The sequence below is a fragment of the Delftia sp. RIT313 genome, from assembly GCF_000632165.1.
Classification (GTDB): Bacteria; Pseudomonadota; Gammaproteobacteria; order Burkholderiales; family Burkholderiaceae_C; genus Comamonas; species Comamonas acidovorans.
Genome location: NZ_JFYT01000090.1, coordinates 42355 through 62691, shown reverse-complemented (window position 1 = coordinate 62691; position 20337 = coordinate 42355). Strand labels below are relative to the sequence as shown.

At 67.2% G+C, this 20337-nt stretch carries 19 protein-coding genes and 1 tRNA gene; 16 read left to right on the top strand and 4 right to left on the bottom strand.

All coding sequences use genetic code 11. The annotated features are described in order from the left end of the window. The first annotated feature begins 25 nt into the window (after window positions 1-25). The 7 genes from BW39_RS25820 to BW39_RS25790 all read left to right on the top strand — a co-directional run bounded on the left by BW39_RS25820 (window position 26) and on the right by BW39_RS25790 (window position 7615). Window positions 26-922, top strand: coding sequence for an NAD kinase (locus BW39_RS25820; RefSeq protein ID WP_012207218.1), 897 nt, complete (start codon window positions 26-28; stop codon window positions 920-922). Between the two features lie 2 nt (window positions 923-924). Next, the gene (gene recN / locus BW39_RS25815; protein WP_043824995.1) at window positions 925-2700 is read left to right on the top strand and encodes a DNA repair protein RecN; all 1776 of its coding nucleotides are present in this window, start codon (window positions 925-927) and stop codon (window positions 2698-2700) included. 4 nt (window positions 2701-2704) lie between these two features. Beyond that, on the top strand, window positions 2705-3607 hold the full coding sequence (gene rapZ / locus BW39_RS25810; RefSeq protein ID WP_012207220.1) for an RNase adapter RapZ: 903 nt from the start codon (window positions 2705-2707) through the stop codon (window positions 3605-3607). Between the two features lie 29 nt (window positions 3608-3636). Beyond that, complete coding sequence (gene creB, locus BW39_RS25805; RefSeq protein WP_081816295.1) at window positions 3637-4356, top strand: two-component system response regulator CreB; 720 nt, start codon at window positions 3637-3639, stop codon at window positions 4354-4356. A 16-nt stretch (window positions 4357-4372) separates the two neighbouring features. Then, entirely contained in the window at window positions 4373-5833 is a 1461-nt protein-coding gene (gene creC, locus BW39_RS25800) for a two-component system sensor histidine kinase CreC (RefSeq protein ID WP_043824992.1), read from the top strand. A gap of 109 nt (window positions 5834-5942) precedes the next feature. Further along, a complete protein-coding gene (gene creD, locus BW39_RS25795; protein ID WP_043824991.1) occupies window positions 5943-7376 on the top strand; it encodes a cell envelope integrity protein CreD in 1434 nt (477 codons plus the stop codon). Next, window positions 7373-7615 (top strand): hypothetical protein, encoded by a 243-nt coding sequence (locus BW39_RS25790; protein WP_012207224.1) that lies wholly within the window; start codon window positions 7373-7375, stop codon window positions 7613-7615. Before creD ends, BW39_RS25790 begins: the two co-directional genes overlap by 4 nt. Before the next feature lie 21 nt (window positions 7616-7636). Here BW39_RS25790 and mutY read toward each other — a convergent pair whose 3' ends face one another. The 3 genes from mutY to mutM all read right to left on the bottom strand — a co-directional run bounded on the left by mutY (window position 7637) and on the right by mutM (window position 11876). Beyond that, window positions 7637-8707 carry an A/G-specific adenine glycosylase gene (mutY, locus tag BW39_RS25785; RefSeq protein ID WP_043824989.1) on the bottom strand — a complete coding sequence of 357 codons (1071 nt, stop codon included), beginning with the start codon at window positions 8705-8707 and terminating at the stop codon, window positions 7637-7639. A gap of 4 nt (window positions 8708-8711) precedes the next feature. Beyond that, window positions 8712-10709: a dynamin family protein gene (locus BW39_RS25780; RefSeq protein WP_013800863.1), complete on the bottom strand. Its 1998-nt coding sequence runs from the start codon at window positions 10707-10709 to the stop codon at window positions 8712-8714. Between the two features lie 336 nt (window positions 10710-11045). Next, window positions 11046-11876 (bottom strand): bifunctional DNA-formamidopyrimidine glycosylase/DNA-(apurinic or apyrimidinic site) lyase, encoded by an 831-nt coding sequence (mutM, locus tag BW39_RS25775; RefSeq protein ID WP_043824987.1) that lies wholly within the window; start codon window positions 11874-11876, stop codon window positions 11046-11048. Between the two features lie 61 nt (window positions 11877-11937). On the opposite strand from mutM, the gene BW39_RS25770 reads away from it, so the two are divergent. The 7 genes from BW39_RS25770 to pth all read left to right on the top strand — a co-directional run bounded on the left by BW39_RS25770 (window position 11938) and on the right by pth (window position 17868). Further along, complete coding sequence (locus tag BW39_RS25770) at window positions 11938-13725, top strand: tetratricopeptide repeat protein (RefSeq protein WP_200871545.1); 1788 nt, start codon at window positions 11938-11940, stop codon at window positions 13723-13725. A gap of 11 nt (window positions 13726-13736) precedes the next feature. After that, window positions 13737-14270 carry an outer membrane lipoprotein LolB gene (locus BW39_RS25765; protein WP_043825107.1) on the top strand — a complete coding sequence of 178 codons (534 nt, stop codon included), beginning with the start codon at window positions 13737-13739 and terminating at the stop codon, window positions 14268-14270. Between the two features lie 71 nt (window positions 14271-14341). Next, the gene (ispE, locus tag BW39_RS25760) at window positions 14342-15205 is read left to right on the top strand and encodes a 4-(cytidine 5'-diphospho)-2-C-methyl-D-erythritol kinase (protein ID WP_043824984.1); all 864 of its coding nucleotides are present in this window, start codon (window positions 14342-14344) and stop codon (window positions 15203-15205) included. Between the two features lie 29 nt (window positions 15206-15234). After that, window positions 15235-15311, top strand: a tRNA-Gln gene (locus BW39_RS25755). A gap of 44 nt (window positions 15312-15355) precedes the next feature. Next, a complete protein-coding gene (locus BW39_RS25750) occupies window positions 15356-16315 on the top strand; it encodes a ribose-phosphate pyrophosphokinase (protein WP_012207231.1) in 960 nt (319 codons plus the stop codon). A gap of 173 nt (window positions 16316-16488) precedes the next feature. Beyond that, window positions 16489-17118: a 50S ribosomal protein L25/general stress protein Ctc gene (locus BW39_RS25745; RefSeq protein WP_013800859.1), complete on the top strand. Its 630-nt coding sequence runs from the start codon at window positions 16489-16491 to the stop codon at window positions 17116-17118. A 126-nt stretch (window positions 17119-17244) separates the two neighbouring features. Then, window positions 17245-17868, top strand: coding sequence for an aminoacyl-tRNA hydrolase (gene pth / locus BW39_RS25740; protein ID WP_043824980.1), 624 nt, complete (start codon window positions 17245-17247; stop codon window positions 17866-17868). A gap of 4 nt (window positions 17869-17872) precedes the next feature. Here the strand turns inward: pth and BW39_RS25735 are convergent, their stop codons facing one another. Continuing rightward, the gene (locus tag BW39_RS25735) at window positions 17873-18136 is read right to left on the bottom strand and encodes a YfhL family 4Fe-4S dicluster ferredoxin (RefSeq protein ID WP_012207234.1); all 264 of its coding nucleotides are present in this window, start codon (window positions 18134-18136) and stop codon (window positions 17873-17875) included. 308 nt (window positions 18137-18444) lie between these two features. On the opposite strand from BW39_RS25735, the gene BW39_RS25730 reads away from it, so the two are divergent. Both BW39_RS25730 and BW39_RS25725 read left to right on the top strand, forming a co-directional pair. Beyond that, window positions 18445-19407, top strand: a complete 963-nt coding sequence (locus BW39_RS25730) for an ABC transporter permease (protein WP_043824979.1) — start codon at window positions 18445-18447, stop codon at window positions 19405-19407. Beyond that, window positions 19404-20327 (top strand): ABC transporter permease, encoded by a 924-nt coding sequence (locus BW39_RS25725; RefSeq protein ID WP_043824977.1) that lies wholly within the window; start codon window positions 19404-19406, stop codon window positions 20325-20327. Before BW39_RS25730 ends, BW39_RS25725 begins: the two co-directional genes overlap by 4 nt. The last annotated feature ends 10 nt before the right edge of the window (window positions 20328-20337 follow it).

Genomic DNA, 20337 nt, shown 5'->3' with positions numbered 1-20337 from the left:
GATTTTAATGATGTAATTTCCAGAAATGACGTCCACGTTTCGCCACGTTGCCTTGATCGGGAAGTACCACGCTCCCAGCGCAAGCGCCCCGTCCGAGAATGCCAGCAACGCGCTTGAGCGCATTGCGGACTTCCTCAGGCGCCAGGGCTGCGAAGTCGTGCTTGATACCCAATCGGCCCTGCACGCAGGGCTCACAGACTACCCCACCCTCGATGTCGATGGCCTGGGCAGGCATTGCGACCTGGGCTTGGTCGTCGGCGGCGACGGCACCATGCTCGGCGTGAGCCGGCATCTGGCGCAATACGGAACGCCCCTGATCGGGGTGAACCAGGGCCGCCTGGGCTTTGTCACCGACATCGCGCTGGAGGACTTCGAGGCCACGCTCACCCCCATGCTGCAGGGCGAATACGAGGAGGACCTGCGCCCCCTGATGTGCGCCCGCGTGATCCGCGACGGCCAGTGCGTGTTCGAGGCCCTGGCCATGAACGACGTGGTGGTCAACCGCGGCGGCACCTCGGGCATGGTGGAGCTGCGCATCGAGGTGGGCGGCCGCTTTGTCTCCAACCAGCGCGCCGACGGCCTGATCGTGGCCACGCCCACGGGCTCCACGGCCTATGCGCTGTCCGCCGGCGGGCCGATGATGCACCCTTCCATCCCTGCCTGGGTGATGGCACCCATTGCGCCGCACAACCTGTCCAACCGCCCCATCGTGCTGTCCGATGCCAACGAGGTCACGATCGAGGTCGTGGCCGGGCGCGATGTCAGCGCCAATTTCGACATGCAGTCCCTGGCCTCGCTGCAGCACGGCGATCGCATCCTCGTGAGCCGCGCCCACCACAGCGTGCGCTTTCTGCATCCCAAGGGCTGGAACTACTTCGCCACGCTGCGCAAGAAACTGGGCTGGAACGAGGGAGGCGCCTGACCATGGCGCTCAAGCGCATCGTTCTGCGCGACTTCGTGATCGTGCAGGCCCTGGATCTGGACTGGCATGCGGGCTTCACCGTGCTGACCGGGGAGACCGGCGCCGGCAAATCCATCCTGATCGACGCATTGCAGTTGGCCCTGGGCGCCCGCGCCGACGCCGACGTGGTGCGCGAAGGCTGCACCCAGGCCGATATCTGCGTGGAGTTCGACGGCTGCGCACGGGTGCGCCCCTGGCTGGAGGCCGCAGGCCTGGCCTGCGAGGACAGCGGCCTGCTGCTGCGGCGCACGGTGGACATCCAGGGCCGCAGCCGCGCCTGGATCAACGGCACGCCGGCCACGGCCACGCAGCTGCGCGCCCTGGGTGAGCAATTGATCGACATCCACGGCCAGCATGCCTGGCAAAGCCTCACGCGGCCCGATGCGGCGCGCGCCCTGCTGGACGCCTATGCGGGCATCGACAGCCGCGAGGTCCAGGGCTGCTGGAGCCGTTGGTCCCAGGCCCGGCAGGCGCTGCAGCATGCGCAATCCGCCCAGGACAGCCTGCAGCGCGAGCGCGAGCGGCTGCAGTGGCAGATCACCGAACTCGACAAGCTGGCCCCGCAGGCCGACGAGTGGGACGAGCTCAATGCCCAGCACACGCGCCTGTCCCATGCCCAGACCCTGATCGACACCGCCCAGACCACGCTGCAGATGCTGGAGGACGACGAGGCCGGCGTGATCACTCCGCTGGGCCGCGCCAGCCACCTGATCCAGAACCAGGAGCACCTGGAGCCCGACTTCCAGAACATTGCCGACGTGCTGGCCTCATGCATGGCCCAGGCGCAGGATGCGCGCCATTCGCTGCAAAGCTATCTGCGCCGCGCCGACCTGGACCCCGAGCGCCTGGCCGAGCTCGATGAACGCCTGTCGCTGTGGATGCAATTGGCGCGCCGCTACCGCCGCACGCCCGATGAATTGCCCGCGCTGCTGGCCGGATGGCGCCAGGAACTGCAGCAGCTGGACGCCGCCGTGGACATCGAGGCCCTTCATGCGGCCGAGCAATCGGCGCAGCAGCACTACCAGGCCAGCGCCCGGGTGCTGTCACAGCAGCGCGCCCTGGCTGCGCCACGCCTGTCGCGCGCCATCACCCAGGCCATGCAGGGCCTGGGCATGGAAGGCGGCCTGTTCGAGGCCGCCCTGTCCACGGCCGACTCCCCCGGTGCCTTTGGCGTGGACAGCGTGGCCTTCCTGGTCGCCGGCCATCCTGGGGCCAGTCCCAAGCCGATTGCCAAGGTGGCGTCGGGCGGCGAGCTGTCGCGCATTTCGCTGGCGATTGCCGTGACCACCAGCGAGCTGGGCGAAGCCGGCACGCTGATCTTTGACGAGGTGGACTCGGGCGTGGGCGGCGCCGTCGCCGAAACCGTGGGCCGCCTCATGCATGCGCTGGGCCGATCGCGGCAGGTGCTGTCCGTCACCCATCTGCCGCAGGTTGCCGCCTGCGCCGACCAGCACTACCTGGTGGCCAAGCAGCGCGCCAGGCAAGGCACGCTCAGCACCGTGCAGCCGCTGGACAGCGCCGCACGCGAGGCCGAGCTGGCGCGCATGCTCGGTGGCGAGCGCCAGTCCGAAACCACGATGGCCCATGCCCGCGAAATGCTGGCCATGGCGCGCCAGGCACCTGCACCCCGCCCACCCCCGCGACGGGCCGGCCGGCAGCGGCCCCAGGCCGATGCCGACCGCACACGGTCCAAGCCGGGACGCGCGGCCAACGGCGCGCGCAATACCAATGGAGGCTGATGCCATGTCGCTTGAGATCGTGCTGATCACCGGGATGTCCGGATCGGGCAAATCCGTCGCCCTGCATGCGCTGGAGGATGCCGGCTACTACTGCGTGGACAACCTGCCCCCCGAGCTGCTGTCCGCCTTCGTCGAACTGGAGCATGGCCGCCACAGCAACAAGGTGGCCATCGCCATGGATGCGCGCAGCGCCGGCGGACTGCCCCACCTGCCCGGCCAGCTGGAACGGCTGCAGCGCCAGGGCGTCGTGCCCCACCTGGTCTTTCTGGACGCCACCACGGGCACCCTGGTGCGGCGCTTCTCCGAAACCCGGCGCCGCCATCCGCTGTCGCAGGGGCCGGTCGCCGAAGGCCGCCGCGCCCTGGTGCAGGACATAGAAACCGAGCGCGAGCTGCTGGGCGACCTGCGCGAGAAGTCGCATGTCATCGACACCAGCCACCTGCGCTCGTCCCAGCTGCAAAGCTATATCAAGGAGCTGATTGCGGCCCCGGTGGGCCAGATGACCCTGGTCTTCCAGTCCTTCGGCTTCAAGCACGGCCTGCCCTCGGACTCCGACTATGTGTTCGATGTGCGCATGCTGCCCAATCCGCACTACGAACCCCAGCTGCGCCCGCTGACCGGCATGGACGCACCCGTGGCCGAGTTCCTGCGCCAGCAGCCCGGCGTGGACCAGATGCGGCGCGACATCCAGCAGTTCCTGGAGTCCTGGCTGGACATGATGGCCAGCAACCACCGCAGCTATGTCACCGTGGCCATCGGCTGCACGGGGGGCCAGCACCGCTCGGTCTTCCTGGTCGAGGAACTGGCGCGGCACTTTGCCCCGCGCTGGCCCACGCTGTGCCGGCACCGCTCGCTGGACAGCCGGCCCACGCTCAAGCCTGCCGACTTGCTTGCGCACGACGTCTGAGCGCCAGGCCCCGCCTCCGGAACACTGCGATGCAAGGCTTGCCGATGACGAACGCCCCGCGTGTGTTGCTGGTGGAGGACGACCCCGCCATCGCGCGCACCGTCTGCTATGCGCTGGAGCGCGACGGCATCGCCGTGCGCCACTGCCTGCAGCTGGCCGATGCACGCGCGCAATGGCAGGCGCAGCCGCCCGATGCCCTGCTGCTGGACGTGGGCCTGCCCGATGGCAACGGCCTGGACTGGTGCCGCGAGCTGCGCCAGGCCGGCGCCGCCGTGCCGCTGCTGGTGCTCAGCGCACGCGGCGAGGAAATGGACCGCGTGCTGGGCCTGGAGCTGGGCGCCGATGACTACCTCACCAAGCCCTTCAGCCCGCGCGAGCTGGTGGCCCGCACCCGCGCCCTGCTGCGCCGTGCGCAGCGCCTGCAGCCCGCGCCAACGGCCAGCGCAGCGCCGGCCGATGCCCTGTTCAGCATCGATACGCAAGGCCAGCGCGTACGCATGCAGGGTGTGCCCCTGGAGCTGACGCGGCGCGAGTACCAGTTGCTGCGCTGCCTGCTGGAGCGCCCCGGGCGCATCCTCAGCCGCGAGTTCCTGCTCGACAGCATCTGGGGCCAGGACAGCGACAGCACGGACCGCACCGTGGATACGCACGTCAAGACCCTGCGCGCCAAGCTGCGCGCCCAGGTGCCGCAGCAGGACTTCATCACCACCCACCGCGGCATGGGCTACAGCCTGACGCTGCCGGGCTGAGCCACCGCAGCACGCCATGCGCCTCGGACTGCGGCTGTTCTTCGCCTTTTTCGTCATCAACGGCCTGGCCGCATTCTTCGTGCTGCGCGTCTTCATGGTCGAGGTCAAGCCCAGCGTGCGCAAGGTGACCGAGGACACGCTGGTCGAGACCGCCTACGCACTGGCCGCGCTGGCCAGCGACGACATGGCCAGCGGCGTGCTGCAGCAAAGCCCCGCGGACAGCCGCTTCGCGCACCACATGCAGGCCTATGCCAACCAGACCGTCAAGGTCTGGATCTGGGACACGCGCAAGACCAGCCTGGACATGCGCGTCACCGTCACGGACCAGAAGGGCCTGGTGCTGTTCGACTCCGCCGGGCTGGACCAGGGCGCCGACTACTCGCGCTGGCGCGACGTGCACCGCACGCTGCGCGGCGAATACGGCGCACGCACCACGCGCGAGGTGCAGAACGACGAGGCCAGCAGCGTCATGTATGTCTCGGCACCCATCATGGTCGATGGCCGCGTGGCGGGCGTGCTCACCGCCTCCAAGCCCGCCCACTCGGTGCAGAAGATCGTGGACAGCGCGGAAAGCAAGATGCTGCGCGGCGGCCTGCTGTTCCTTCTGCTGTCGGCCGGCGTGGGCTTTGCCGTCACCTGGTGGCTGGTCATCCATGTGCGGCGCCTGCGCAGCTATGCCCAGCAGGTACAGGCGCCCACGCTCAACGAGGCCGCCTCCCCCACCACCGCCCCGCCCACGCCCGAGGCCCCGCGCATGCCCGGCGAGCTGGGCGAGCTGGCTCGCGCCATGGAGAACATGCGCAGCCGCCTGGAAGGGCGCGACTACATCGAAGGCTATGTGCGCGCCCTCACGCACGAACTCAAGAGCCCCGTGGCTGCCATCCGTGGAGCAGGCGAGCTGCTGCAGGAAGACCTGCCATCGGCCGACCGCGAACTGTTCGCACGCCAGGTGGTGGACCAGTGCCAGCGCCTGCAAAACCTCGTGGACCAGTTGCTGCGCCTGAGCCAGCTGGAGCAGCGCCGCGCCCTGCACCCGCACACGGCCTGCAGCCTGCAGGCCTGTGCCGAACAGGCCATGGCGCAAGTGCACAGCGCAGCGCACCAGCGCCGCATCCAGCTGGTGCTGCAAGGCCAGGACAGCAGCGGCCCCTGGGAGCAGGACCTGGTGGTGCTGGCCCTGAGCAACCTGCTGAGCAACGCCATCGACTTCGCCCCAGAGGGCAGCAGCATCCACGTGGACCTGGAGCCCGGCCGCGTCAGCGTGCGTGACCACGGCCCCGGCGTGCCCGAGGCGCTACTCGGCCGGCTGGGCGAGCGCTTTTTCACCACCCCCCGCCCCAACGGGGAGCGCAGCGGCACGGGACTGGGCCTGTCCATCGTGCTGCGCATCATGCTGCTGCACGGCGGCAGCATGCAGGCCGCCAACGCCCAGCCCGGGCTGCGTGTCACGCTGAACTGGCCACTGCGGGCACACTGACGCCCCCTATCGGTCCTGCGAATCCGACTTCACACCCGCTTCACACACTTCATTCCGGCCACACAACCCCCGCCCAGACTGCGTCCACGATCAACGAACGGGATGTGGAATGAAGAACCGACTGCTTGCCAAAGGCGTGGCCCTGCTGGTCATGCTGGGCCTTTTGATGCTGGGCCTGGGCCTGATACACGACGTGGTGCGGGACCGCATACGCAACCGCGACAACGCCGTGCAGGGCGTGGTCGCCAGCCTGGCTGGCCGCCAGACGCTGATGGGCCCTGTGCTGGTGCAAAACTGCACCGAGACCACGGGCGTCGAGAAAGGCAGCAAGACCGAATGGACCACGCGCCAGTTCCAGCGCATGCTGCTGCCCGACCAACTGCGCCACCAGGCCACGGCGCGCATGGAGGAGCGCTCGCGCGGCCTGCACCAAGTCAGCACCTACGCCATGCAGGACAGCATCAGCGCCAGCTTCACGAACGCCGCCCAGTACCTGGAAAAGCCCTCCATCGACACGGCGGCCAACCAGACCGTGCGCTGCGGCGCACTGCGCGTGGCGCTGTCGCTCACCGATCCGCGCGGCATACGCTCGGCCACCATCGAAGCCGATGGCAAGAGCCTGGACGTGGGCCCCGGCACATCACTGGAGCGCTACTCGCAGGGCCTGCAGGCGGAACTGGCGCCGGCCCTGCTCAAGAAGGACGGGCCCCTTGAACTGAAGATTGCCCTGGAACTGGTGGGCACCGAAAAGCTGGCCTTCGTGCCGCTGGGCAGCCACAGCCAGGTCCAGTTGTCGGCCGACTGGCCCCATCCCTCGTTCGGTGGCAGCTTTCTGCCCAACCGGCGGGAGATCAGCGACAAGGGCTTCGAAGCCAGCTGGAACCTCTCGGCCCTGGCCTCGTCCGCACGCCAGGCCTTCACCGACCAGCAGCCGCTGTGCCAGCCCGGCCGCCGCGACATGGAGGAATACGCGGCCACCGCCCATGCCTCCAACAGCGGCCCTTGCCTGGAATCGCTGGATACGGACTTCGTGGACCCCATCAACGCCTACTCGTTGAGCGACCGCGCCACCAAGTACGGCCTGCTCTTCGTGGTGCTGACCTTCGTGGCCGTCGGCCTGTTCGAGGTGCTCAAGCAGCTGCGCGTGCATCCCATCCAGTACCTGCTGGTGGGATCGGCGCTGTGCAGCTTCTTCCTGCTGCTGATCAGCCTGTCGGAGCACATGGGATTTGCCAGCGCCTACGGCATTGCCGCCTCGGCCTGCGTGCTGCTGCTGGGCTACTACGCCAGCCACATCCTGGGCAGCCTGCGCCGCGGCCTGCCGTTTGCGGCGGGCATCGCCGCACTCTACGGCCTGCTGTACGTGCTGCTGCAACTGGAGCAAAGCGCGCTCATCGTGGGATCGATCGCGCTGTTCGCGGTGCTGGCCCTGATCATGGTCTGCACGCGGCATGTGGACTGGTATGCCTTCGGCCGGCAGGATGGCGACCGCGGCGGTGAAGACGCGGGCACCCCACCCACCGTGGGAGCGCTGCAGCCATGAGCACCATCACCGCCATCAGCGATATCCGCAGCCCGGACAATCAGGCGCTGGAGCGCCAGCGCTGCGAGCAGGCCTGGCAACAGGCCGTGCAAAGCGGGGACCGCCATGCCCTTGGCTCCCTGCGCCTGCACATTGCCGACGCCACCGCACGCGCCAGGCGCACGCCCGGCGCACGGGAACAATGGCTGGCCTGGATGCTGCTGCGCTGCGCCCTGCTGCTGCCGCGCCGCAGGTTCTAGCCAGCCGGGCCGGCCGTGGCCTCAGCCCGCAAATTGCGCATCCAGCAGCTTGCGCACGGGGGCTGGCAGGCCCATGTCGGCCCAGACCCCGGCATCGGCCCAGCAGCCCTGGCCGTCCGGCGTGGCGGCATCGATGCCGCCGCCCTGCACGCGCACGCGCACCGGATGCAGGTGCAGATCGCGGTGGGTGAGCACATGCAGGAAGGCGGGCAGATCGGTCCAGTCCAGGGGCGCCGTTCCTGGCCAATGCTGTGCCACCGCCTGCTCCAGTGCCTCGCGCCCGTTGAACACGGGTGGCGCATAAAGCCCCGCCCAGATGCCCTGCTGCGGACGGCGCTCCAGCCAGACGCGGCCCTGCCCGTCCACGGCGATCAGCAGCCACCAGGCCTCGGAACTGCGCTTGAGCTTGCGCGTTCGCACGGGATAGTTTTCGGGATTGCCAAAGCGCGCTGCCCGGCACTGCGGCTGCAGCGGACAGACCAGGCAGCTGGGCTTGCGCGGCGTGCAGATGGTGGCACCCAGGTCCATCAGGCCCTGGGTATAGCGGGGCATGGCCTGCTGCAGGTCCTCGGTGGGACACAGCTGCTGGGCCAGATCCCACAGTTCGCGCTCATTCTTGGCAACAGCCAGATCGGCATCGAAGGCCAGCACGCGCGTGAGCACGCGCCGCACGTTGGCATCGAGGATGGGCACACGCTCGGAAAAGCAAAAGGAGGCGATGGCGCCGGCCGTGGACCGGCCTATGCCGGGCAGCGTGGCCAGATCCTCTGCCCTGCGTGGAAAGGCACCACCCCAGTCCTCGACCACGGCCTGGGCACAGCGGTGAAGGTTGCGCGCGCGGCTGTAGTAGCCCAGGCCGCTCCACAGCGCCAGCACCGCGTCCTGCGGTGCGGCCGCCAGGCTGGCGACATCGGGGAAGGCATCGAGAAAGCGCTGGTAGTAGCCCAGCACGGTACTCACCTGTGTCTGCTGCAGCATGATTTCGGAGAGCCAGACGCGGTAGGGATCGCGCGTCTGCTGCCAGGGCAGGTGATTGCGTCCATGCGACGCCTGCCACTGCACGACGGGCGTGGCAATCGAGGGAAAGGTCAAGATATCAAGCAGTCAGTGAGGTTTCCTGTGCAGCCTTTGCCAGGCCGGGGAAGGCGGGCGTGGGCGACAGGGGTTGCAGCAGTTCCATGGTGGCCTGCCCCAGCTGCAGCTGCAAGGCCGTGAGCTGTTCGTCGGCGGTCTCGATCTCGGCAATGCGTTCCACCAGGCCCGAGGCCGCATTCTGGATGCGGTCCACCGCTTCGATGCGGCGGGCAAAGCTGCGCTTGCGCTCCTTCAATTGGGCATCGAGCTGGGCCGTGGCGGATTTGCTCCACATGTCCACGTCGTTGGCCGCAGACTCGAACACCGTGCGCAGCCGCATCGCCAGCGCCTTGATCAGGCGCTGCGCAAACGCAGGATTGCTGCGCCTGAGCGCGTGGCCCAGGCCCAGGTACTGGGTGTAGCTGGCCTCGATGCGCTGCAGGTCGCCGCCGAACTCGGCCAGTTCCAGCTGGGCCGGAGCCTGCAGCGAGAAGCCGAACTCGGCATTGAGTTCCTTGAAGGTCGCGCCCAGCATGGACTGGATCTCTCCGGCCTGCGCCTGGGCGCGGGTCGCCACGGTGCGCAGGCGCTCGAAGGTTTCGGCATAGACCTTGCGGGCGCCCAGCTTCAGGCCGCGCTGCTCCAGCGCATCCTTGAGATCGACCAGTTCCTGCTTGAGCGCGCTGGAACCCAGCTGGCGGAAGATGTCGCGCAGCATGCGCATGTGCACCAGCCGCACGGCCTGGATCCTGGCGGCGCTGGCATCGAAATCCTGCTGCTCGCTCTCGATGCGGTGGCGCATGGAGGCGATGACGCTGGCATTCTTGCCGCGCAGGCTGCGCAGCTCGGCCATCTGGTCGTCCAGGTCGCGGCGGCGGATGTTGAGCACGCGCTCCACCTCGACCTGCAACTGCTGCACATTGGCCCTGACGGCCGTCTGCAGCACCTTCTGGCGCTGGCCCATGATGCCTTCGGCCAGCATGTTCTCGAAAACGGGCAGTCCGCTGGCCTGCAGCAGCGCATCGTTGCTGGAGACCTTGGCCACCAGGCCCTTTTGCGCCGACACGGGCAGCACCCGCTCCATGGGCAGGCCCAGCATCTGTGCCGACTCCTGGCGCTGGCGCTGCAGTTGCGCCTGCACCTGCGACGCGGAACTCAGGCTGTCCCAGAGCGTGTCTATCTTGTTGAGCACCACGAGGCGGGAGTCGGCCAGCGCATGCTGGCCCGAAGCCACATCGGGCGGCAGCACATGGTCGCGCCAGATGGCCAGATCGGACTTGGTCACGCCGGTATCGGCCGCCAGCACGAAGACCACGGCATGGGCCTGGGGGATCAGGTTGACGGTCAGCTCGGGCTCGGCGCCCACGGCATTCAGGCCGGGCGTATCCAGAATGACCAGCCCCTGCTTGAGCAGGGGGTGGGGCATGTTGATCAGCGCATGGCGCCACATGGGCACCTCGACCAGGCCCTGCTCATCGACGAAGGGATTGCCGCCCTGGTCCTCGTCATGCCAGAAGCCCCAGGTCCGCGCCAGTTCCACGGAAACCTTGCGCACTTCGGCCACCTTGGCCAGCGTGTCGGCGATCTGCTGGGCATTGTTCACGTCGAGCGGCAGTTGCAGCCAGGCCTCGGGACGGGCGCGCCACTGGCCCAGGCTTTCCAGCGATTCGCGCGTATCGATGGGCAACAGGCGCAGGCTGGGCTGCAGCTCGGCTTCCCAACCCAGCTCGGCGGGGCACATGGTCGTGCGCCCTGCGCTGGCCGGCATGAGGCGGCGGCCATAGTGGGCGAAGAAGACCGCATTGATCAGCTCGGACTTGCCGCGCGAGAACTCGGCCACGAAGGCCACCATGACCTTGTCGCCACGCACCTGGGCTTCCAGCCGCTGCAGCCGCTCCTGCACCGCGACATCCAGCAGCTCCTGGGACTGCAGCCATTCGCGCAGCGCATGCAATTGCTGCGCAAAGCCGCGGCGCCATGCGCCGTGCTGGTCGAATTGCTCGTTGAATGATGGTCCCACGTGTTTCCCCCGCCATTGCATCGCCAATGTCTGCCGATGCCTAGTGATCGCCTCGACATTGCGCCGCAAGCGTGATGCCTTTTCTCTTCAAAATATAGCACCGTCGCCCCGTTTTGCCTGCTGCGGCGCCCCAAGGCCGGCCCCTGGAGCGGGGGGATTAAGGGCAAAATATCGTTTATTTACAAATGAAACAATATTTCACCATCAATCTGCAGCGGCTGGTGCCTGAAATTTGAAGAAACAGGCGTTTTCTGCAAATGCTTCGCGGGACCTGCCGCAATGCAGCCGCAACAGGCGTTACGAGACGTTGAGAATTCGCTCCGTTTTTTGAAGCGATCATCCCGCCTTCTGGCACCGCGCGCAGAAGTAGGTGCTGCGCTGCCCCTGGCGCAGCATTTGCACGGGCGAGCCGCAGTGCGTGCAGGGCAGGCCTTCGCGGCCATAGACCTTGGCCTGCAGCTGGAAGTGGCCGGCCATGCCGTCGGGCGCGGAGAAATCGCGCAGCGTCGTGCCGCCCTGCTCCACCGCCAGGGCCAGCACGCGGCGGATCTCATCGAACAACCGGCGCACCTTGCGCGGCCCGACCTCGCAGGCCGGCTGCGTGGGCGCGATGCGCGCCATGAACAGCACCTCGGACGCATAGATATTGCCCACGCCCACGACCACGCTGCCGTTCAGCAGCAATTGCTTGATGGGCGTGCGGCTGGCTTTCAGGCCGGCCCGGAAGGTCTCGAACGAGAAGCTGTCATCCAGCGGCTCCATCCCCAAATGGTCCAGCAGCCTGCGCGCCCAGGGATCGCTCTCGGCCGCCACATACATCACCGCACCAAAGCGCCGCGGATCGTGCAGCCGCAGCAGGCCCTTGCTGGTCTGCAGGTCGAAATGGTCATGCGTCCCTGCAGGCCCCAGCGGTGCTTCATGGGGGGCCACGAAACGCAGGCTGCCCGACATGCCCAGGTGCAGCATCAGCAGGCCCTCGCTCAGCTCCATCAGCAGATACTTGCCGCGCCGGCGCACGCCGTGCACATCGCGCCCGGCCAGCAGCTCGGGGGCAATGCCCAACGGCCAGCGCAAGGGCTTGCCCAAGGCCACGGATTCAATGCGCGCTCCGGCGATCTGCGTGGCAAAAGCGCGCCGCGTGACTTCTACTTCTGGCAATTCAGGCATGCGATCCGGGTTGTGCTGTAGTTGTGCGAAATGTGGTCTGGGCTTCGATTATTATGGTTCGATGGATCATCGCCTTCGCCTTCAGGGACTTGCCGTGGCAGCAGCCCTGGCCATGGGTTCCGCCACTGCCTGGGCACTCCCAGGCAAGACCGCAGCCACCATCGAGACGGAATCCCCCGAACCTCCCTCGTCCGCCGCCGCCTCTGCGGAGGACGATCGCGCCGCCCTCAACGCCGAGCTGTTCTACGAGATCCTGGTCGGCGAGATCGCCGCCAGCGAAGGTGCGCTGGGCGACGCTCAGGCCATGATGATGGAGGCCGCTCGCACCAGCGGCAGCGAGCAGCTGTACCGGCGTGGCACCGAGCTGGCGCTGCAATCGCGCTCCGGCGAGCGCGCCCTGGCCAATGCCCGCGCCTGGCTGGACGCCTTTCCCCAGTCCCGCGACGCCAACCGCTTCGTGCTCCAGATCCTGGTGGCACTGAACCGCATCGCCGATACCGGCAGCTATCTCAAGCGCGAGATCGAGGCCACGCCTGCGCCCTCCAAGCCCGCCACCTACCTGGGCATCACCCAGCTCTACAACAACGCCAGCGACAAGGCCCTGGCGGCCGATGTGGTCGAGCAGGCCATGGCGGGCGAGACCGACAACCCCGCCAGCGGCCCCCTCGCCTGGGCCACCATCGGCCACATGCGCCTGGGCGCCGGGCAGAAGGCTGCCGCCATGCAGGCCGTGCAAAAGGCACAGGCGCTGACACCCGATACCGGCCCCGTGGCCCTGCTGTCCATGGAGCTGCTGGAAGCCGGCATGCCTGAGGCGGAGCCCATCGTCAAACGCTACCTGGCCAAGAACCCTTCAGCCCAGATGCGCATGGCCTATGCCCGCGTTCTGCTGGGCCAGCAGCGCATGGACGAGGCCCGCCAGCAGCTGGTCTCCATCACCGTGGATTCCCCCGACTACGCCGAAGCCTGGGCCACCCTGGCCGCGCTGCAGCTGCAGTCCAACGACGTGGATGCAGCCCAGGCGTCCACCGAGCGCTTCGGCAAGCTCGTGCCGCAGATTCCCGCCGGTGTGGCGCGCAGTGCAGCCCAGTCCCAGTACTACCTGCTTCAGTCCCAGATTGCAGAAAAGCAGGGCAAGTTCGCCGAGGCCGACGCCCTGCTGCGCCGCATCGACGACGCGCCCAACCTGTTGAGCGTGCAGGCGCGCCGTGCCGCCCTGCTCGCGCGCCAGGGCAAGCTCAAGGAAGCCCGCGCCCTCATCGAGGCCGTGCCCGCCAGCGGCCCCAGCCAGCAGCGGCTCAAGCGCCTGGCCGAAGTGCAGCTGCTGCGCGATGCCAATCAAAATGCCCAGGCCTACGCGCTGCAGGCCGAGTTGCAAAAGCAGGACCCTGAAGACGCCGAGCTCGCCTATGACACCGCCCTGCTGGCGGAGCGCATTGGCAAGCATGACGAAATGGAGCGGCTGCTGCGCGGCATCATCGCGCGCCAGCCCCATTTCCAGCACGCCTACAACGCGCTGGGCTACTCCTTCGCCGAACGCGGCATCCATCTGGATGAAGCCGAAAAGCTCGTCGGCAAGGCGCTGGAAATGTCGCCCGGCGACCCCTTCATCACCGACAGCCTTGCCTGGGTGAAATTCCGCCGGGGCGACTTGGACGAAGCCCTCAGGCTGCTCGAAAGCGCCTACGCATCACGCCCCGACGTGGAGATCGCCGCACACCTGGGCGAAGTGCTCTGGGCCAAGGGTGATCGCGAACGCGCGCAGAAGATCTGGCGCCAGGGCCTGGCCACCAGTCCTGACAACACGACCCTGCGCGAAACCCTGCGCCGCCTGGGCGTCTCGCTTTGAGCCACCGCGCCGTGCCTGGGTTTCAGCATCCCGCCCTTGCACGCCGGCAGCTGTGCGCCACGGCGGCCGCCGCCGCACTGCTGGCCCTGGCCGGCTGCGCCCTGCCACCCCGCCAGCTGCAGGCCGACGCAACCGCCCCCACCGCTGCAGGCCACTGGGCGGGCCGGCTGGCGCTGCAGGTGGAAGATGCGCAAAACCAATCCTTCAGCGCAGGCTTCGAGCTGCTGGGCACCCCCCAGCGCGGCGAGCTGCTGCTGTTCACGCCCCTGGGCTCGACACTGGCGCGTCTGCTCTGGGAGCCGGGTCAGGCAAGCCTGCAACAAGGCGAGGAGCGCAAGACCTCGGACTCGCTGCCCGCCCTGGTGCAGGAGCTGACGGGCAGCGATCTGCCCATTGCCGCCCTGTTCGACTGGCTGCAGGGCCGGGCCACCGCAGCCGCAGGCTGGCAGGTCGACCTCTCCCGCATGGAGCAGGGCCGCCTGTCCGCCCGGCGCCATGACCCGCAGCCGCCGGCCGCGCTGCGCATCGTGCTCGACACGCCCTGATTTCCGCCGGGCGCGCCAGCTCCATACCTGCCGCCCCTGCCCTGCCTCTTTTTCCTCATCCTCTCCAGCCCATGCGCTCGCTCCACGACGTGCCGGCTCCGGCCAAGCTCAACCTGTTCCTCCACATCACCGGCCGCCGCGCCGATGGCTATCACCTGCTGCAATCGGTCTTCATGCTGTTGGACTGGCATGACACGCTGCATTTCGACAGGCGTAGCGACGGCCGGATCAGCCGCGAGGACCTGTCGGGCATGGCACTTCCTGCCGACGATCTCATCGTGCGGGCCGCACGGGCCCTGCAGCAGGCGACCGGCTGCAGCGCGGGCGCGCACATCGGCGTGGAAAAGCGCCTGCCGGCGCAGGCGGGGATGGGCGGGGGTTCGTCGGATGCGGCATCGACCCTTATCGCACTGAACCGCCTGTGGCAGTTGAACCTGACGCGGCGCGAGCTGCAGCGCATTGCACTGGACCTGGGCGCCGATGTGCCCTTCTTTCTGTGCGGCAACTCCGCCTGGGTGGAAGGCATAGGCGAGCACATCACGCCGCTGGAACAGGCCCACGCCCTGCCGCCCCAGCGGTTCGTGGTGGTCAAGCCCGAGGCGGGGCTGGAGACCCTGTCCATCTTCCGCGACGCAACCCTCAAGCGCGATCATGCCCATGCTACAATCGAAGACTTTGCTGCAGATCACTATGGCTTTGGCCAAAACGACTTGCAGCCTGTCGCCGAAAGGCTGCAGCCTGAAGTGAAAAAAGCCATCGATTGGCTAAACTCACTAAAACTGCATGCTAGAATGACGGGCTCAGGAAGTGCAGTATTTGCACCACTGACGCAAACGATTGACTTAAAGGATGCCCCTGGCGCCTGGAACGTCAGAGTTTGCAGCAATCTGCAGGCCCATCCTCTCAAGGATTGGCTGAAAGATGAAAGTTTATAGGCTGTCTGCCTGCGGCAGAAGGCCTGTGTAGGGGAGTCGCCAAGTTGGTAAAGGCACCGGATTTTGATTCCGGCATGCGAGGGTTCGAGTCCTTCCTCCCCTGCCAAACGTCTTTCGCGTCAAGGCAAACCCATCGTACTGGGGCGCTCAATGCATTCACATCATCCTGACATCATGGTCTTCACCGGCAATGCCAATCCTGGCATGGCCACTGAAATCGTTCAGCACCTCGGCACCACGCTGGGCGCAGCCGACGTGGGTCGTTTCTCCGATGGAGAAGTCGCCGTCGAGATCAAGCAGAACGTGCGTACGCGCGACGTCTTCGTCGTGCAATCCACCTGCGCACCGACCAACGACAACCTGATGGAACTGCTGGTCATGGTGGACGCGCTCAAGCGTGCATCGGCCGAGCGCATCTGCGCGGTGATTCCCTACTTCGGCTACGCCCGCCAGGACCGCCGCCCGCGCTCCACCCGCGTGCCGATCACGGCCAAGGTCGTGGCCAACATGCTGCAGGCCGTGGGCGTCGAGCGCGTCCTGACCATGGACCTGCACGCAGACCAGATCCAGGGCTTCTTCGACATCCCCGTGGACAACATCTATGCCACGCCGGTGCTGCTGGGCGATCTGCGCCAGAAGAACTACGAAGACCTGATCGTCGTCTCCCCTGACGTCGGCGGCGTGGTCCGCGCACGTGCGCTGGCCAAGCAGCTCGGTTGCGACCTGGCCATCATCGACAAGCGCCGCCCCAAGGCAAATGTCTCCGAGGTCATGCATGTCATCGGCGATATCGACGGCCGCAACTGCGTGATCATGGATGACATGATCGACACCGCCGGCACGCTGGTGAAGGCTGCCGAAGTGCTCAAGCAGCGCGGCGCCAAGAGTGTCTATGCCTACTGCACGCACCCGATCTTCTCGGGTCCGGCCATCGAGCGCATCGGCAACGGCAACGCCCTGGACGAGGTCGTGGTGACCAACACCATTCCCCTGAGCGCCGAGGCACAGGCCTGCGGCAAGATCCGCCAACTGTCCGTGGCACCCCTGATTGCCCAGACGATCCAGCGGATTTCCACCGGTGATTCGGTGTTGAGCCTGTTCTCTGAATAAAATATCGGCCCCTGTGGTCGGAACCCAGCAAACCTCCTTCGGGAGGTTTGCGCGTTCCGGAGTGGTTTCAGGACCACCCCGGGACACCGCAAGAGCAGCCTGGTCCGCATCGGACAGGCGTTCTTTTATCAACGGATGAGGCTGGTCGCGGTCCATCCATCTAGGAGTTAGTTATGCAATTCGTCGCTTTTGAGCGCGCCAAGCAAGGTACGGGTGCGAGCCGCCGTCTGCGCAATTCGGGCAAGGCCCCTGGCATCGTCTACGGCGGTGCTGCCGAAGCCCAACTGATCGAAATCGATCACAACGCCCTGTGGCACGCCCTGAAGAAGGAAGTGTTCCACTCCAGCATCCTGGACATGGAAGTCAACGGCCAGACCTCCAAGGTCGTGCTGCGCGACGTGCAATTCCACCCCTACAAGCAGCTCATCCTGCACGTGGACTTCCAGCGCGTTGACGACAAGACCAAGGTTCACCTGAAGGTGCCGCTGCACTTCGAAGGCATGGAACAGTCCCAGGCCGTCAAGGTCGAGAACTGCACGATCACTCCCCTGGTCCATGAACTGGACGTGGTGTGCATGCCCGCCCAACTGCCCGAGTTCATCACCGTGGACCTGAGCGGCCTGACTTCCAAGTCCACCCTGGGCCTGCAAGGCGTCAAGCTGCCCAACGGCGTGAAGGCCGTGGTGCGCGGTTCCAACAAGAACCCCGCCCTGATCTCCATCAAGCTGCCCGAAGTGGCTCCTGATGCATCGGCAGCTCCCGTGGCAGCCCCGGCCGCTCCGGCCAAGAAGGGCAAGAAGTAATTCTTGGCTTTCCCTTGCGGTGGCCCCGGCTGCCGCAAACCTGCAAAAGGCCCACCTCGCGTGGGCCTTTTGCATGGGGGAGCACCCTCGCCCGCCGGCTGCGGCCGCCATGGAGATAATCGCCCGATGATCAAATTGTTTGTCGGCCTGGGCAACCCCGGGCCGGAGTATGAGGACACCCGCCACAACGCGGGCTTTTGGTGGATTGATGCGCTGGCGCGCGAACTCAAGGTTCAGCTGGTGCCCGAGCGCAGCTACTTCGGCCTCATGGCCCGTGCCAGCGTGCGCGGCGAGAACGTCTGGCTGCTGCAGCCACAGACCTTCATGAACCTGTCGGGCAAGTCGGTGGGCGCGCTGGCGCGCTTCTTCAAGATCCAGCCCGAGGAAGTCCTGGTGGTGCATGACGAACTGGACTTCGAGCCCGGACAGGTCAAGCTCAAGCGCGGCGGCAGCCACGGTGGCCACAACGGCCTGCGCGATATCCATGCCCAGCTGGGCTCGGCCGACTACTGGCGGCTGCGCATCGGCATAGGCCATCCGGGCCACAAGGCCGAAGTCGCCAACTGGGTGCTCAAGAAGCCCGCGCCCGACCAGCGCCAGCTGATCGAGGACAGCATCGCCCACTCCCTCAAGGCCTGGCCCGAACTGCAGGCCGGCAACATGGACAAGGCAACCCTGCTGATCCACACCACCAAGCCACCGCGCCCCAAGCCCGCACGCCCGTCCACGGCCGAGAGCGACAAGGGCTGAACGTTCAGGAAGAAGCGGGAGCCTGGGACTGCAGACGCAGGTACTTCTGCATCAGCGTCTCGCGGTCTTCCACATGGGCGGGATTCACGGGAATGCAGGCCACCGGGCAGATCTGCACGCACTGGGGCTCATCGAAATGGCCCACGCACTCCGTGCACTTGCTGTGCTCGATCTCGTAGTACTCCTCGCCCATGGAGATCGCATCGTTCGGGCACTCGGGCTCGCAGACATCGCAGTTGATGCATTCGTCGGTGATCATCAAAGCCATGGCAGGTCCCTCGCAAGTGCCAGCCACGCTCCGGGCCGGGCGGGCCCATGCGCCCCGAACGGGCCTTGCAGCAAGGTGGCATCAGTCATGCCGCCATTATCCTGTCCGCCACATAAGCATGGAGGCTGCACGGGCAAGCCCGGCGCCCCGAAATCGATGGCCGCGTCCCCGTCCATCGGGGCCCTGCCGCTTCAAAGGCCGCTATGCTGCGCGCATGGGCCGTGCGCAGTACCATTCGGGCCCTTCCAAGAACAACCCACCCACTCCGCCGACGTGACCGCCATCCACCCTGCCGAGGCCGATTGCCCATGAGCATCTTTCTGCTCAAGCGCCTGCTGATGCTGGCAGCCACGCTGCTGGGCGCATCGGCCGTGGTTTTCGGCGTGCTGGAAGTGCTGCCCGGCAATGCCGCCCAGACGCTGATGGGCCCCGATGCCGCGCCCGAGGCGGTGCAGGCGCTGGCCGTGCAACTGGGGCTGGACCAGCCGGCCTGGCAGCGCTACCTGCAGTGGCTGCAGGGACTGCTGCACGGCGACATGGGCCTGAGCTACGCCTACAGCACGCCGGTCAGCGAGCTGGTGCTGGAGCGGCTGGCCGTCACCGTGCCGCTGGCCGTGATGGCCATGCTCATCACGACCGTGCTGGCACTGGCCGCCGGCATCTATGCCGCATCGCGCCACAACCGCTGGGGCGACCTGGGCGTCATGGGCCTGGCACAGGTCGGCATCGCCATCCCCAATTTCTGGTTTGCCATCCTGCTGATCCTGGTGTTCTCGGTGAAGCTGCAATGGTTTTCCGCCGGCGGCTTTCCCGGCTGGAGCGAGGCTGACGGCGGCGGCCCGCTGAAGGCACTGCAGGCGCTGCTGCTGCCGGCCATCTCGCTGGCCGTGGTGCAGGCGGCCATCCTGGCGCGCATCACGCGCTCGGCCGTGCTGGAGGTGCTGCGCGAGGACTTCGTGCGCACGGCCCGCGCCAAAGGCCTGTCGCGCCGTGCCGTGCTCTGGGGCCATGTGCTGCGCAACGCCATGATCCCCGTGCTCACGGTCATGGGCCTGCAGTTCGCCCAGTTGCTGGCAGGCACCATCGTGGTGGAGAACGTGTTCTACCTGCCGGGCCTGGGCCGGCTGATCTTCCAGTCCATCGCCAACCGTGACCTGATCGTGGTGCGCAACTGCGTGCTGCTGCTGGCGGCCATGGTGGTGGTCATCAACTTCATCGTGGACGTGCTGTACGCGGCCATTGATCCGCGCATCGAGGCCAGCGACGTATGAGCCAGCCGCACAGCCCTCCTTCGCCCCCGCCCTCCGCCTCGCAAGCGGGCCATCGGCCCACGCGGGCCGTCACCCTGGGCGCGCCCGCCGGAGCGGGCCGGCGCATGCTGGGCCACCGCAGCTTCCTGCTGGGAGCGGTGCTGACCGCGCTGCTGCTGCTCACGGCCCTGCTGTCTTTCTGGTGGACGCCGGGCTCTGCCTACGACATGGACATGGACGCCAAGCTGGCTGCACCGGGCGCCCTGCACTGGCTGGGCACCGACGCCTATGGGCGGGACGTGGCCTCGCTGCTGTTCCTGGGCGCGCGCAGCTCCATCCTGGTCGGCGTGATTGCCGTGGGCATCGGGCTGTCGATGGGCGTGGTGCTGGGCCTGGTCGCGGCAGCCTGCAGGGGCTGGGTGGAAGAGACCATCATGCGGCTGGCCGATTTCAGCTTTGCCTTTCCCGCGCTGCTGTCGGCCATCATGCTCACGGCCGTGTTCGGCGCAGGCATCGTCAACGCCATCATTGCCATCGGCATCTTCAACATTCCCACCTTCGCGCGCATCACGCGGGCATCGGCCAAGGCTGTGTGGGCACGCGAATACGTGCTGGCCGCACGCGCCTGCGGCCATGGCCGCGCCAGCATCACCTGGCGCCACGTGCTGCCCAACATCCTGCCGGTGCTGGTGGTGCAGGCCACCATCCAGTTCGCGCTGGCCATTCTGGCCGAGGCCGCCCTGTCCTATCTGGGCCTGGGCACGCAGCCGCCCCAGGCCTCCTGGGGCCGCATGCTCAGCGAGGCGCAGACCCTCATGTTCCAGGCACCGCTGCTGGCCGTGTGGCCGGGCCTGGCCATTGCGCTGTCGGTGCTCGGGCTCAACCTGCTGGGCGACGGGCTGCGCGACCTGCTCGACCCGCGCCTGTCGCGCCAGCGCTGAGGAAGGCACG